We start from the raw sequence: 13,015 nt of genomic DNA, 5'->3' as shown, positions 1-13,015 counted from the left end.
CGGCGATGACGAGGCTGACCGGTTCCGCGCTGCGCGTGACCATCTTCATCGGTGAGCAGGACACCTGGCACCACCGCCCGCTCAGCACCGAGATCGTGCACCGGGCCCGAGAGGCGGGGCTCGCCGGGGCGAGCGTCTTCCGCGGCGTCGAGGGCTTCGGCGCCTCCTCGCTCATCCACACCGCACGGCTGCTCTCGCTCTCCGAGGACCTGCCGCTCGCCATCGTGATCGTGGACGCCGAGGAACGGATCCGGGCCTTCCTGCCGCAGCTCGACGAGCTGGTCACCGAGGGTCTGGTGATCCTCGACGACTGCGAGGTCATCCGCTACGTGGGCCGGGAGAAGGGCAGGTGACCTGGCTGCTCGTGATGGCCGGGGCGATGATCGGCGCCCCGCTGCGCTACCTCACCGACCGCGCGGTGCAGTCCCGCCACGACTCGCTCTTCCCCTGGGGAACCTTCACCGTCAATCTGGCAGGCTCCTTCCTCCTCGGCCTGCTCACCGGCGCGGTGACGGCGGGCGCGGCCTCCTCCCACACCCAACTCCTCCTGGGCACGGGCCTGTGCGGCGCGCTGACCACGTACTCGACCTTCTCCTACGAGACCCTCCGCCTCGCCGAATCCGGCGCCCGCCGCTACGCGGCCGTCAACGTCCTCGCCACGGTGGTGGCGGGACTCGGCGCGGTCTGGCTCGGGGTCAGTGTGGCCGGTGCGCTGTGGGAGTGAGCCCGCCGTCCTCGACGACTGCTCGCGTGCCCGCCGGGCGCTGCCCGCGAGCCGCCAGCAGTGCCTCGGTCAATGCCATCAGACGCCTGCGGGCCTCGCGGTCATAGGCCTGTTCGTGGGCCCGTTCCTCGGTGAACTGGTTGAAGTGGCGTCTGGTGACGGACTCCAGATCCGGATCGAGCAGCAGCCGTACCGTCGGCCGCACCCCCTCATCGACCGTCGTCGCCGGAGCCAGTCCGTAGGCACGGACCCCGCTGGTGTCCATCAGGTGGGCGGGATGGAGCGTGTTGACTGTGACGCCGGTGCCGTCGAGTTCCGCGGCCAGCTCGAACGTTGCCATGATCAGGGCGAGTTTGCTGCGGCAGCAGGCGCGCAGCCCTTCGTACCCCCGCTCCAGCATGACGTCGTCGATCCCCGACCTCGTCACGATTCCCGGCGCCCGCCCCGGAGCTGCCGGTCACCCTCGACATGCCGGGCAAGGCCTCCCCGCAGTCGCGGCTCAGCGCAAGGCCCGGCGCGAGTACGAGAACCGCGTCAGCACCCTCACACCCTGAACAAGATCGTTCTCACCGGCAAGCGCTGTACCGATGTTCCCCTGGACGACAGCCCGGAACCCCGACCTCGCGGAGACGCTCGGTACGGGCAGCGCAACCACGAGCCCTCCCTCTTGGACCCGATGGACCGGGGCCCCGCCATCTGGCAGGCGACGAGGGCTACTCCACGTCGACGCCGTATCCACGTACGAGGGTCTCCAGGCCATGGTCGTAGCCCTGGCCGAGGGCGCGGAAGCGCCACGTCGGGCCCCGGCGGTAGATCTCGGCGAGGAGCAGGGTGCGTTCGCTGGTGGCGGCGTCCAGAGTGGCCTGGGCCGTGGCCGGGGCATCGACGCCCGGTGAGAAGGATGATCCGGGCATGATCGCGCCTTCAACCCGAATGGCGATTTGCCCCTTGGTCCTGCCGGGAGATCGCCCCGAAACTTCGGGCGGTTTTCGGGCCGAACGGCCGCCGAAGGTCGCCTCTGGCCGGTTCCAGCCGGACAGGACGGGCCATCCGAGGCCGCCTCCCTGACGCCCTCGCTACCGACCGAGAACCACCCCTACCAGCAAAAAGGCCCCACCGAAGTGGGGCCGATGAGCGGCGCCCCCGGCAGGACTCGAACCTGCGGCCAAGTGCTTAGAAGGCACCTGCTCTATCCGCTGAGCTACGGGGGCCGGTGTGCGGCCGGTGGCCGGGTCGGTGGACTGGGGGAGGTCCGTGACCTTGCCGGGGACAAGGATAGGGGTCGCCGTACCGTGTCCCGTGCGCTTCAGCTCCGTGGCACGTTGTGGAGTTCGGGTGAAGCGGGTTCCGATCCTCGCAGGCAGGTGCGAATCTCGCACCACTTTCAACATTCCGCGCCCCGGGTGTTGTGCACTCGTTATGCCTGTGCCCCAGTCGTCCCCCTTGTTCCGGCGGAGGCGCCGCCGGCCGCCCCGGGTGGGGCGGCTTCCTCTCGTACGCGAGTCCTCTCCGTACGCGATTCGTGTCGATCAGACGACCATCGGCGCGCAGAGAGGTTCATATCCTTCAGAAAAGCAACAAAATTGGGCATTCTTCACATGTGGTGACCTTGGACGTACGGCCTCAGCTGCTCGACGCACTCTCCGCCCTGCGCGACCGTGTCGCCGCCGCGCGCTTCCCGCTTCCGTTGCCAGGTGCGGCCAGGGCGCGGGTGAACCGTCAGGAGCTGCTGGCCCAGCTCGACGATTATCTTGTGCCCCGCCTCACCCGGCCCCAGGCGCCCCTGCTCGCGGTGATCGGCGGTTCGACCGGCGCGGGCAAGTCCACGCTGCTGAACTCGCTGGTGGGACGGCAGGTCAGCGAGGCGGGGGTGTTGCGGCCCACGACGCGGACCCCGGTGCTCGTCTGCCACCCGGACGATCACCACTGGTTCGCCGACCTCAGGGTGCTGCCCGAGCTCACCCGCGTATGGGCGCCGCAAGGCCCCGAACACGGCGTACGGGAGGGGGAGGCCAGGAAAGGGGAGCGGGCCCTCAGGATCGAGACCGCGCTCACGCTCCCGCGCGGGCTCGCGCTCCTGGACGCCCCCGACATCGACTCGCTCGTGGCCGGGAACCGGGAACTCGCCGCCGAGTTGATCTGCGCGGCCGACGTCTGGGTGATGGTCACGACCGCCGCGCGCTACGCCGACGCCGTCCCGTGGTACCTGCTGCGCACCGCCAAGGAGTACGACGCCACGCTGGTGAGCGTCCTCGACCGGGTACCGCATCAGGTGGTGGCCGAGGTCTCGCGGCAGTACGGGGCGCTGCTCGCGAAGGCGGGTCTGGGGGAGGTTCCCCGGTTCACCGTGCCCGAGCTGCCCGAGTCGACCGGCGGCGGCGGCCTGCTGCCCGCCACGGCCGTGGCTCCCTTGCGGGCCTGGCTGACGCATCGCGTACAGGACGACCAGGCCAGAGCCTTCGCGCTGAGCCGTACGGCTACGGGGCTGCTCGACTCGCTGAACGCGCGGATGCCCGAGCTGGCCGGCGCGATCGCCGCACAGCACGCGGCCACGGTGCGGCTGACTGCCGTCGCCGACGAGGCGTACGCGGACGAGCGGACACGGGTGCGCGGGCGGCTGCAGGCCGGGGCGGTCCTTGCGGGCGGGGCGCTCGCGCGGTGGCGGGCGTATCCGCTGGACTGCACGGCCGCCGAGCTGCTCGACGCCGTGGTCGAGAGCCTCGGCACCGTACTCCTCTGCGCGGCCTCCGCCGCCGACCGGCGGATCGACGAGTCCTGGCGGCGGGAGGCCGCCGCGCGGGATCTCGCGGTGCGCGAGAGCGACGGCGAAGGCGCCGAGCACCGGATCGGACTGTGCGTACGGCGCTGGCGGCGCGAGCTCGAGGAGTACGTGGAGGACGAACTGCGCGGGCTCGATGAGCCGGCCAACTCCCGCTCGGGCAGGGGAGACCTCCCGGACACGGAGGCCGTGACCGCGCTCCTCGCCACGGCGCTGCTCGGCGGGCGCAGGGCGCGTTCGGCGGGCGAGTCGCTCGCCGAGCGGATCGGGGCGCAGGCCGCGCTCGCGTTGCGCGATCGCGGCGGGCGGCTGCTCAGCGCCTACGTGGAGAAGGCGCTGCAGACCGAACGGGACCGCAGACTCGCACCCCTCGACGCCCTCGACGTCCAGCCGGAACCCCAGGCCGAGCTGATCGCCGCCCTGTCCGTACTGCAGAAGGAGAGGTGAACGTGGTGACTGCCGTCACTGACCACACCGGCGGGCAGGAGCCCGCGCCCGAGACCGTGACGGACGCGGGGGGCGACTCCGCGCCGACGAAGGGGCCGACCGAGGGGCCTGCCGGCAGCGGTGTCTCCGCTTCGGAGGGAAGGGCCCGCGCCGGAACCCGTGCCGGGGCCTCGTCGGTGGATCCCCCGTCCCAAGCCGGGGCCTCGGCCCCGGACGGGGGATCCACCGACCCCTCCACCGGCTGGGACGACGGCCTGATCGCCCGGCGCGCCATGGACGAGGAGGAGCAGCCCGCACGCGAGCGCTCCGCGCAGGCAGGCCCGCGCGGACTCGACTACGACGCACCGTTGCGGGCCCGTCTGGACGCCCTGAGCGAACTGGTCGGCCTCTCGCGCGCCCGGCTCGACAGCGCCACGCTGGCCGAGGCGGGCCGGGTGCTCGACCAGGCGGCCGCGCGGCGCTCGCTCTCTGCCCGGCACACCGTCGTCGCGGTGGCCGGGGCGACCGGCAGCGGGAAGTCGACCCTGTTCAACGCGCTGGCGGGCGTGGCGATCTCGGACACCGGGGTACGCCGCCCGACCACCGCGGCACCGCTCGCCTGCAGCTGGTCCGACGGTGCGGCGCCCCTCCTGGACCGCCTCGACATCCCCGGCCGCCTGCGCCGCCGCCCCCTGCAGGGCCCCGCTCCCGACCCCCGCCTGTCCGGCCTCGTACTGATCGACCTGCCGGACCATGATTCGGCCGCGCCGGAACACCGCGAGCACGTGGACCGGATGCTGAAGCTCGTCGACGCCGTGATCTGGGTCGTGGACCCGGAGAAATACGCGGACGCCGTGCTGCACGAGCGCTATCTGCGGCCGCTCGCGGGCCATGCGGAGGTCAGCTTCGTGGTCCTCAACCAGACCGACCGGCTGCCCGGTGACAGCGCCGACCTGGTCCTCGACGATCTGCGGCGGCTGCTCGACGAGGACGGGATCGCGCTCGGCGAACACGGCGAACCAGGCGCCACCGTCCTCGCGCTCTCCGCGCTGACCGGCGACGGAGTGGAGGAACTGCGCGACGCACTCGGCCAGTTCGTCGCCGAACGCGGCGCCGCCACGCGACGCATCTCCGCCGATCTGGACGCGGTCGCGCGCAGCCTCAAGCCCGTGTACGCCGCCGGGCGGCGGGTCGGGCTGAGCGAGCGGGCGCGCGAGGAGTTCGCGGACCGGCTGGCCGAGGCGGTGGGCGCGGGGGCCGCGGGCGAGGCGGCCGAACGGGCCTGGCGCCGCGGGGCGGGCAAGGCCTGCGGTACGCCGTGGCTCAGGCTCTGGCGCTGGTACGACGCGCTCCGCACCGGTGCCGTCACGGTGCAAGGCGAGTCGGCGCCCGTGGAGGAGGAGGCGACCGCGCGCCAGCGCGTGGAGCAGGCGGTGCACACCGTCGCGGACGAAGCGGTGGCCGGGCTTCCTGCGCCCTGGGCGCAGGCCGTACGGGATGCCGCGGCGCGTGGCGGCGAAGGGCTGCCCGAGGCACTCGACGAGCTCGCGGTGAAGGCGGCACTGCCCGCGCGCAAGCCGCCGAGGCCGGGGTGGTGGCCGGTCGCGGTGCTGGTGCAGGCGCTGATGACGCTGCTCCAGGTGGTCGGCGGGCTCTGGCTGTTCGGGCAGATCATCGGGGTCACCGAGCCGAATCTGACGGTTCCGGTGCTGCTGATGAGCACGGGCATCGTGGGCGGACCGGGTGTGGAGTGGGCCTGCCGGATGGCCGCGCGCGGGCCCGCGCGGCGCTACGGGCAGGACACCGAGCGGGAGTTGCGCGAGGCGGCCGCGGCCTGCGGGCGGCAGCGGGTGCTCGATCCGGTGGCGGCGGAGCTGCTGCGCTATCGCGAGGTCAGGGAGCAGTACGTGCGGGTGCTCGGGGTGGTGCCGCAGGTGGGTGGCTCGGGCCTCCTCGGGCCTGCCACCGGGGGTTTTGCGGTGGGCGGCAGCGCTCTCGGCGGAGTGGGGCGGGGCAGTGGGTCCCTCGGAAGGGTGACGGAGTTGTCCACAGCCGGTCGGTAGTCCACAGGGGCGAGCGGGCTCGTGCCGATGGGGCGCAGTCTGGGGTCGCGGCGGAGCGCCACGGTCTCGGCCGCAGCCGTACGGGACGGGCCCGTACGCATGTCGCGCGCCATGCGGCGCGCAGGGGAGGCTGATCGGATGAACGAGACCTTGGTGACGGTCGTGGGGAATGTGGCGACGGAACCTGTGGCACGGGCCGCGTCGAACGGGACGCCGATGCTCAGGTTTCGGCTGGCCTCTTCCTCGCGGTACTACGACCGCACCGCACAGGGCTGGAAGGACGGGCACACGAACTTCCTCACGGTCTTCGCCTGGCGCGCGCTCGCGGAGAACGCGGCCTCCTCGCTGAACATCGGCGATCCGGTGGTGGTCCAGGGGCGGTTGAAGGTGCGTCAGGAGAGTCCGGGATCGGGTCAGCAGGGGGTGGTCGGCGTCGATATCGAGGCGGTGGCGCTGGGGCACGACCTGTCGCGGGGGACGGCCGCCTTCCGACGGGCCTCGCGGGCGAATCCGGGGCTCACGGGTGGGGGTGGGGAAGGGAGCGGGAGCGGCGACGATCCGGGGGTGCGGTCGGGCCTGCTGCCGGAGCGCGCCCCGGAACCGGTCTTCTGAGGTACTGAGGCGCTTGATCTACCTGAGGTGCCTGAGGTGCCTGAGGTGTGCGCGAGCGCTGGGGCCGGCCGCGACAAACCGCCCAAACCGCCCAATCCTTCCTTGCCCGGGCTGGCGATTTGTCGATATCGGCAGGTCGGATGCGTTACCCGCCATAACAATTCCGCGTCGGAAGGCTTGCCGTACGGCTTGACCGGGATGTGGGCTGCCGCGTGTCCCTAGGATTCCGGGCGTAGCTCACGGGGCGTGTGAGGTTGGTGTGCTGGCGGGACCGTCCCCATGGCCATGGGTCCTGCCCGGAGGGGAAGTTCGTGTTGTCTTCGTGCTCGTCGTTCGTCGTACACCGAAGGGGTGTGGCCCGCCTCGCGGCGCGGTTGTTCGTCCCCGGACTCCTGGTGGTCGGTGCGCTCGCCGGAGCGGGCGTGGCCGCCGCGGACGAGGAGCCGCAGGTGTCGGGCGGCGCCACCGCCACCCTTGGCGGTCTCGCCACCCACGGGCAGGCCGTGATCCGCAAGAACGGCGAGGCGCGGCAGATACCGGCCGGGCTCTTCGAGATGTCCGTCGAAGGCGGCGGCACGCTCAGGACGTACTGCATCGACATCGACAACCCGACACAGGTGGACGCCAAGTACCGGGAGACCTCCTGGAGCGCGACCTCGCTGCAGGCCAACCTGCAGGCGGGAAAGATCCACTGGATCCTGCAGAACTCCTATCCGCAGGTCAACGACCTCGCGGAGCTGGCCCGCAAGGCCGGTGCCAAGGGACTGACCGAAGCCGACGCGGCGGCCGGTACACAGGTGGCGATCTGGCGCTACTCGGACGGCGCGGACGTGACCGCGACCGACCCGCAGGCGGAGCGGCTCGCGGACTATCTGGAGAGGAGCGCACGGAGTCTGGCGGAGCCGAAGGCCTCGCTGACCCTCGACCCGCCCGCCGTCTCCGGGCGCTCCGGTGAGCGGGTGGGGCCGATCACGGTGCACACCGATGCGCGGAGCGTGACCGTGAGCCCGCCGCAGGACGCCGCGGCGAGCGGTGTGAAGGTCGTCGGTGAGCACGGGCGGCCCGTGACCTCGGCGGTCGACGGCAGTCGGCTGTACTTCGATGTGCCGAAGAGCGCGGCCGGAACGGCCTCACTCACCGTGCAGGCCTCCACGAGCGTGCCGGTCGGCCGTGCCTTCGTCGCGCAGAGCCGCTCGCAGACCCAGATCCTCGCGGGCTCCAGCGAATCGACCGTCTCGGCGACGGCGAAGGTCAACTGGGCCGAGGAGGGTCCGGTCCCGGCGCTCTCCGCGGAGCGGAACTGCGCCGCGGGCGGCGTGGACATCACGGCCCGCAACCAGGGCGATGAGGACTTCACCTTCGAGCTGATGGGCTTCGAGCACACGATCGCGGCGGGCACGTCGCGCACGGTGACCATCCCGCTGCAGGAGGACCAGGCCTACGACTTCACGATCACGGGTCCGCACGGCTTCGAGGAGCGCTTCGCGGGCGTCCTCGACTGCGCCACGAAGACCACGGCCTCGGCAGCCCAGGGCAACGACATAGTCCCCCAGTCCGCCCCCAGCCCCGCCACGGTTGGCGGGACGGCGGGCTCGGGCCACGACCTGGCGGAGACCGGAAGCTCGAACGCGACCCCGGTGATCGCCGGAGTTGCGGTGGGCTTCGTCCTCCTCGGCGGCGCGGTCGTCTTCCTGCTGCGCAGGAAGGGCGGGTCGGGCGAGGGCGACGAGTGACTTGACCTCCGCGTCGACGAACCGTCGACGCGGAGGTGTGGCGGCGACGCGGGGTCGGGTCAACGGCCCCCGTCCCACGCCCGAGAACCGGGCGCGGGACCGGACGCAAGCACACCGCCACGGCCAGCGGCGCCCGCTGCGCAAGCCCCCTGCTTCAGCGAGGGGTGGTTGGCAGCTGGACACCTCGCCACCGACCGTGCGGCGCTGACCCTGGTCGCCCGCACTGACAGTCGAACCTCGTCACACGGTGAGGGGCACGGCGTGGATCTCGTCGGCCGGGTGGCCCGTGCGTTCGTGGATGCGTTGGACCGCGTCGGCCGAGGGAGCCTCGGAGAGGCAGTAGACCGTGCCGGATTCCGGGTCCGCCCAGGCCTTCTCGAAGTGGACGCCCTCTTCCCCTTCGATGGCGAGGTCGCTCTGGTGGGCCTCCCTGAGCTGGTCGGCCGTGATGTTCTTCATCCCGTGGTGGACGTCCATGAACTGGGGCATGGCGTCTCACCTTCTTTCGACTCCGGAGCCTTGGATGGCCGGCCCGCTTGCCGGCCACCATCTCCATCCTGCGCCCGCGCGAATCCGGCGGCGACCGGACGGGCCGCGCCGCCGTCCTGCCGACTGCCGGTATGCGGCGGACGTCGTGTCGAACGGCCAGGTCGCAGGGGTCCAGCCGTACCGGTTTCCCCCCGGAGGTGGGCGTCAGGCAAGATGGGGTGTATCTGCCCACTTCCAGTTTGCCGGACGGTTTCTCTTGGCTGAGTTCATCTACACCATGCGCAAGACGCGCAAGGCGCACGGCGACAAGGTGATTCTTGATGACGTCACCTTGAACTTCCTGCCCGGCGCGAAGATCGGTGTGGTCGGTCCCAACGGTGCGGGTAAGTCGACCGTGCTGAAGATCATGGCCGGCATCGAGCAGCCGTCCAACGGCGACGCCTTCCTGTCGCCGGGCTACAGCGTCGGCATCCTCATGCAGGAGCCCGAGCTCGACGAGAGCAAGACCGTCCTGGAGAACGTGCAGGACGGCGCCGCCGAGATCATGGGCAAGCTCAAGCGCTTCAACGAGGTGGCCGAGCTGATGGCCACCGACTACAGCGATGAGCTGATGGAGGAGATGGGGAAGCTCCAGGAGGATCTGGATCATGCGAATGCATGGGATCTGGATGCTCAGCTGGAGCAGGCGATGGACGCGCTCGGGTGTCCCCCGGGTGACTGGCCCGTCACCAACCTCTCCGGTGGCGAGAAGCGCCGTGTCGCGCTCTGCCGCCTGCTGATCGAGGCCCCTGACCTGCTGCTCCTCGACGAGCCCACCAACCACCTCGACGCCGAGTCCGTGAACTGGCTGGAGCAGCACCTGGCCCAGTACAAGGGCACCGTGGTCGCGATCACCCACGACCGCTACTTCCTCGACAACGTCGCCGAGTGGATCCTCGAGCTGGACCGCGGCCGCGCGATCCCCTACGAGGGCAACTACTCCACGTATCTGCAGCGCAAGTCCGAGCGCCTCAAGGTCGAGGGCAAGAAGGACGAGAAGCGGCAGAAGCGGCTGAAGGACGAGCTGGAGTGGGTCCGCTCCAACGCCAAGGGGCGGCAGGCGAAGTCCAAGGCGCGTCTCGCGCGGTACGAGGAGATGGCCGCCGAGGCCGACAAGATGCGGAAGCTGGACTTCGAGGAGATCCAGATCCCGCCGGGCCCGCGGCTCGGCAACATCGTGGTCGAGGTCAACAACCTGTCCAAGGCCTTCGGTGACAAGGTCCTGATCGACGACCTGTCCTTCACGCTGCCGCGCAACGGCATCGTCGGCGTCATCGGTCCGAACGGTGCGGGCAAGACCACGCTGTTCAAGATGATCCAGGGCCTGGAGACGCCGGACTCCGGTGAGATCAAGGTCGGCGACACGGTCAAGATCAGTTACGTCGACCAGACGCGCGGCAACATCGACCCCAAGAAGACGCTCTGGGCGGTCGTGTCCGACGAGCTCGACTACATCAATGTCGGGCAGGTCGAGATGCCGAGCCGCGCGTATGTCAGCGCCTTCGGCTTCAAGGGACCGGACCAGCAGAAGCCCGCCGGGGTGCTCTCCGGCGGTGAGCGCAACCGCCTCAACCTGGCGCTGACCCTCAAGCAGGGCGGCAACCTGCTGCTCCTCGACGAGCCGACCAACGACCTCGACGTCGAGACCCTCTCCAGCCTGGAGAACGCGCTGCTCGACTTCCCGGGCGCCGCGGTGGTCGTCTCCCACGACCGCTGGTTCCTGGACCGGGTCGCCACGCACATCCTCGCGTACGAGGGTGACTCCCGGTGGTTCTGGTTCGAGGGCAACTTCGAGTCGTATGAGAAGAACAAGATCGAGCGGCTGGGTCCGGACGCGGCCCGTCCGCACCGCGCCACCTACAAGAAGCTGACCCGCGGCTGATGGCTCGCCACGTATACGACTGCCCCCTGCGCTGGGCGGACATGGACGCGTACGGCCACGTCAACAATGTGGTCTTTCTTCGGTATCTCGAAGAGGCGCGCATCGATTTCCTGTTCCGCCCGGACAAGGACTTCCAGCAGGGGTCGGTCGTGGCGCGCCACGAGATCGACTACAAGCGGCAGCTCGTGCACCGGCACAAGCCGGTGAAGATCGAGCTGTGGGTCACGCAGGTCAGGGCGGCGTCGTTCACGATCGCCTACGAGGTGAAGGACGAGGACGCGGTGTACGTGCGCGCCTCGACCGTCATCGTGCCGTTCGACTTCGAGACGCAGCGGCCGCGGCGGATCACCGACGAGGAGCGGGAGTTCCTCGCGGAGTACGCGGACGACGACGCCGACGCCGTGGCCGAGACCGATGTGAAGGAAGCGGAGGCCGTCGCGGCATGACCGTGCTGCCGCTGGCCGGCGAAGGGGAGGCGGCGGGGCTCGTCGCCTTCCTGCAGCGGCTCCTGAAGTACGACCGGGCCGCGGCCGTCCGGCTGCAGGCGGCGGGCCGCGCGCTCGCCGTCTTCGGCCGGGCGCCCGCGCTCGACGTGGTGGTCGTACGCGCCGTCGAGCTGGCCGAAGCGGCCGAGCTGGACCGTACGGTCTCGGCGGGTGAGCTGCTCGAGGCCGTTTCGGCGGCCTCGGTCACCGTCCCGGCGGCCGTGACCGGGCCCTCCTGGGCCGGGCTGCTGCCTCCGCGGGGCGGCTGGCAGCAGCAGGAAGGGCTGCCTGACGGCGGGGAGCTGGGCCTTGCCGTGCGGGCCGCCGTGCGGGAGTTCAAGGCGCGGGTCGAGGAGCTGCCCGAGGAGAAGCGGACGCGGGCGGAGCTCGACCGGGTCGGGGCGGAGATCTGGGGGCGGAGCCTGGGGTCCACGTCGCTGCCGTTGCGTGCGGCACACGCGGCGTTTGTCTTCGGGCTGTTGCGGCCCGAGGCGCCGGTCGCGCTGCTGGCCGCCGGGCCCTGGCTGCGGCTGCGCACCCCGTACGGGTCGGTGGCCCTGCGCAGGGCGGGCGGGCTGCCGGGGCTCGGGGTCACGCCCGTATAGCGTTCCCCCACCCCACCCCACCCCGCCCCTTCCCGAAACCGGGGGCTTCCCCCCTGGACCCCCATGGGGGGCTGCGCCCCTTGCCCCTGATCGCGCCGAACGCGCTCGTCCTCGAACGCCGGACGGGCTGACAGTCAGCTGGGCTACTTCCCCGAGTCGTCCGGCCACACCCCGATGTGGTCCTGCTCCAGCTCCAGCGCCACCCGGTCGCGCATCTCCAGCGCCTCCGTGTAGTCCGCCGGGAGTTGGAGGCGGCCCGCGCGGTCGAGCATGGCGTATTCGCGGGCCACCAGATGTTCCTCGCCGGTGGTCGCGTCGATGCGGGAGTGGCGCAGGACCTCCGTGGAGGTGCGGCCGTCGCGGATGGCGACCGTGCGGCGGACCTCGGTGGCGACGGTCTGGTCGTGGGTGACGATGACGATCGTCGTGCCGAGTTCCTCGTTGGCGGCGCGGAAGGATTCGAAGATCTGCCGGCCGGTCGCCGAGTCGAGCTCACCGGTGGGTTCGTCGGCGAGCAGCACGGAGGGGTCGTTGGCGAGGGCCACGGCGATCGCGACGCGCTGCTGCTGCCCGCCGGACAGCTGGGCGGGCCGCCGGTCGCGCAGCTCGCCGACGCCGAGGAGTTCGAGCAGTTCCTCGGCGCGGGCCGCCTTCTTCGCCCGGCTGCGCAGCTTGCGGCCCCCGCGCAGCTGCATGGGCAGGGCCACGTTCTGGGCCGCGGTCAGATACGGCAGCAGGTTGCGGGCCGTCTGCTGCCAGACGAAGCCGACGATCTCGCGCCGGTAGTGCAGCCGCTCCTTGGCGCCCATCGCGAGCAGATCGCAGTCCGCGACCCGGGCCTGCCCGGCCGTCGGTTCGTCGAGGCCGGCGAGGATGTTCATCAGCGTCGACTTGCCGCTGCCGGACGCGCCGACCAGGGCCATCAACTCGCCCTTGGCGACGAGCAGGTCGAGTCCCTGGAGCGCCTGCACCTCGACCCCGTCGGCCGTGAAGATGCGCACGAGACGGTCGCAGGTGATGAGCGCGTCATGGCCGAAGGCGGGCCGGTCGCGCCGTGTCGCGGCCCGCGCCTCCAGCTCGGCGAGACTTGCGGTGGCATCCGCGGCGCTCCCGGCGGCCTCGGCGCTCCCGGCACCCGCGGCACGCTCGGCGGCCTCGGTAGCGCCGCCCGTCATGGG

Annotated in this window: 11 protein-coding genes, 1 tRNA gene and 2 pseudogenes; 9 read left to right on the top strand and 5 right to left on the bottom strand. The window is 71.3% G+C overall.

The window, feature by feature from the left end:
• The first annotated feature begins 5 nt into the window (after positions 1–5).
• Both ACLF6P_RS13480 and crcB read left to right on the top strand, forming a co-directional pair.
• On the top strand, positions 6–353 hold the full coding sequence (locus ACLF6P_RS13480) for a DUF190 domain-containing protein (protein WP_415950439.1): 348 nt from the start codon (positions 6–8) through the stop codon (positions 351–353).
• Positions 350–724, top strand: coding sequence for a fluoride efflux transporter CrcB (crcB, locus tag ACLF6P_RS13475; protein WP_415950437.1), 375 nt, complete (start codon positions 350–352; stop codon positions 722–724). The genes ACLF6P_RS13480 and crcB overlap by 4 nt, the downstream gene beginning before the upstream one ends.
• A gap of 55 nt (positions 725–779) precedes the next feature.
• Here crcB and ACLF6P_RS13470 read toward each other — a convergent pair.
• The 3 genes and pseudogenes from ACLF6P_RS13470 to ACLF6P_RS13460 form a co-directional block, all read right to left on the bottom strand.
• A pseudogene (locus tag ACLF6P_RS13470) lies at positions 780–1,133 on the bottom strand (Rossmann-fold NAD(P)-binding domain-containing protein); the annotation flags it as partial.
• 304 nt (positions 1,134–1,437) lie between these two features.
• Positions 1,438–1,593: pseudogene (locus tag ACLF6P_RS13465) on the bottom strand (TerD family protein); the annotation flags it as partial.
• Between the two features lie 269 nt (positions 1,594–1,862).
• Positions 1,863–1,935 (bottom strand) — tRNA-Arg (locus tag ACLF6P_RS13460).
• 389 nt (positions 1,936–2,324) lie between these two features.
• Between ACLF6P_RS13460 and ACLF6P_RS13455 the strand changes: the two genes are divergently transcribed.
• From ACLF6P_RS13455 to ACLF6P_RS13440, 4 genes are all read left to right on the top strand, one after another.
• On the top strand, positions 2,325–3,950 hold the full coding sequence (locus ACLF6P_RS13455) for a dynamin family protein (protein ID WP_415950435.1): 1,626 nt from the start codon (positions 2,325–2,327) through the stop codon (positions 3,948–3,950).
• Positions 3,951–4,126: 176 nt separating this feature from the next.
• Positions 4,127–5,992: a YfjP family GTPase gene (locus ACLF6P_RS13450; RefSeq protein WP_415950505.1), complete on the top strand. Its 1,866-nt coding sequence runs from the start codon at positions 4,127–4,129 to the stop codon at positions 5,990–5,992.
• Between the two features lie 138 nt (positions 5,993–6,130).
• Positions 6,131–6,604 carry a single-stranded DNA-binding protein gene (gene ssb, locus ACLF6P_RS13445; RefSeq protein WP_415950434.1) on the top strand — a complete coding sequence of 158 codons (474 nt, stop codon included), beginning with the start codon at positions 6,131–6,133 and terminating at the stop codon, positions 6,602–6,604.
• A gap of 353 nt (positions 6,605–6,957) precedes the next feature.
• Entirely contained in the window at positions 6,958–8,337 is a 1,380-nt protein-coding gene (locus ACLF6P_RS13440; protein ID WP_415950432.1) for a Cys-Gln thioester bond-forming surface protein, read from the top strand.
• A gap of 240 nt (positions 8,338–8,577) precedes the next feature.
• Here the strand turns inward: ACLF6P_RS13440 and ACLF6P_RS13435 are convergent, their stop codons facing one another.
• Positions 8,578–8,826, bottom strand: coding sequence for an SCO4226 family nickel-binding protein (locus ACLF6P_RS13435; RefSeq protein WP_415950431.1), 249 nt, complete (start codon positions 8,824–8,826; stop codon positions 8,578–8,580).
• Positions 8,827–9,082: 256 nt separating this feature from the next.
• Between ACLF6P_RS13435 and ettA the strand changes: the two genes are divergently transcribed.
• Genes ettA through ACLF6P_RS13420 form a run of 3 tightly spaced genes read left to right on the top strand, consistent with a single transcriptional unit; the run spans position 9,083 to position 11,837 of the window.
• A complete protein-coding gene (ettA, locus tag ACLF6P_RS13430; protein ID WP_415950429.1) occupies positions 9,083–10,747 on the top strand; it encodes an energy-dependent translational throttle protein EttA in 1,665 nt (554 codons plus the stop codon).
• Positions 10,747–11,193 carry an acyl-CoA thioesterase gene (locus tag ACLF6P_RS13425; protein WP_415950428.1) on the top strand — a complete coding sequence of 149 codons (447 nt, stop codon included), beginning with the start codon at positions 10,747–10,749 and terminating at the stop codon, positions 11,191–11,193. The genes ettA and ACLF6P_RS13425 overlap by 1 nt, the downstream gene beginning before the upstream one ends.
• On the top strand, positions 11,190–11,837 hold the full coding sequence (locus tag ACLF6P_RS13420) for a hypothetical protein (RefSeq protein ID WP_415950426.1): 648 nt from the start codon (positions 11,190–11,192) through the stop codon (positions 11,835–11,837). The genes ACLF6P_RS13425 and ACLF6P_RS13420 overlap by 4 nt, the downstream gene beginning before the upstream one ends.
• Positions 11,838–11,980: 143 nt before the next feature.
• Here ACLF6P_RS13420 and ACLF6P_RS13415 read toward each other — a convergent pair whose 3' ends face one another.
• Positions 11,981–13,012, bottom strand: a complete 1,032-nt coding sequence (locus ACLF6P_RS13415; protein WP_415950504.1) for an ABC transporter ATP-binding protein — start codon at positions 13,010–13,012, stop codon at positions 11,981–11,983.
• Positions 13,013–13,015 lie beyond the last annotated feature (3 nt).

The organism is Streptomyces lothianensis (genome assembly GCF_047779955.1).
GTDB lineage: Bacteria > Actinomycetota > Actinomycetes > Streptomycetales > Streptomycetaceae > Streptomyces.
Note: the sequence above shows the minus strand (reverse complement) of the source record. Positions and strands in the feature narration are given on the sequence as shown.

What these genes read in the sequence shown, in the direction of transcription:
- ACLF6P_RS13480 (WP_415950439.1), top strand. Translation starts at nt 6, where the DNA reads ATGACGAGGCTGACCGGTTCCGCGCTGCGCGTGACCATCTTCATCGGT.
- ssb (WP_415950434.1), top strand. Translation starts at nt 6,131, where the DNA reads ATGAACGAGACCTTGGTGACGGTCGTGGGGAATGTGGCGACGGAACCT.
- ACLF6P_RS13435 (WP_415950431.1), bottom strand. Translation starts at nt 8,826, where the DNA reads ATGCCCCAGTTCATGGACGTCCACCACGGGATGAAGAACATCACGGCC.
- ACLF6P_RS13425 (WP_415950428.1), top strand. Translation starts at nt 10,747, where the DNA reads ATGGCTCGCCACGTATACGACTGCCCCCTGCGCTGGGCGGACATGGAC.
- ACLF6P_RS13420 (WP_415950426.1), top strand. Translation starts at nt 11,190, where the DNA reads ATGACCGTGCTGCCGCTGGCCGGCGAAGGGGAGGCGGCGGGGCTCGTC.
- ACLF6P_RS13415 (WP_415950504.1), bottom strand. Translation starts at nt 13,012, where the DNA reads ATGACGGGCGGCGCTACCGAGGCCGCCGAGCGTGCCGCGGGTGCCGGG.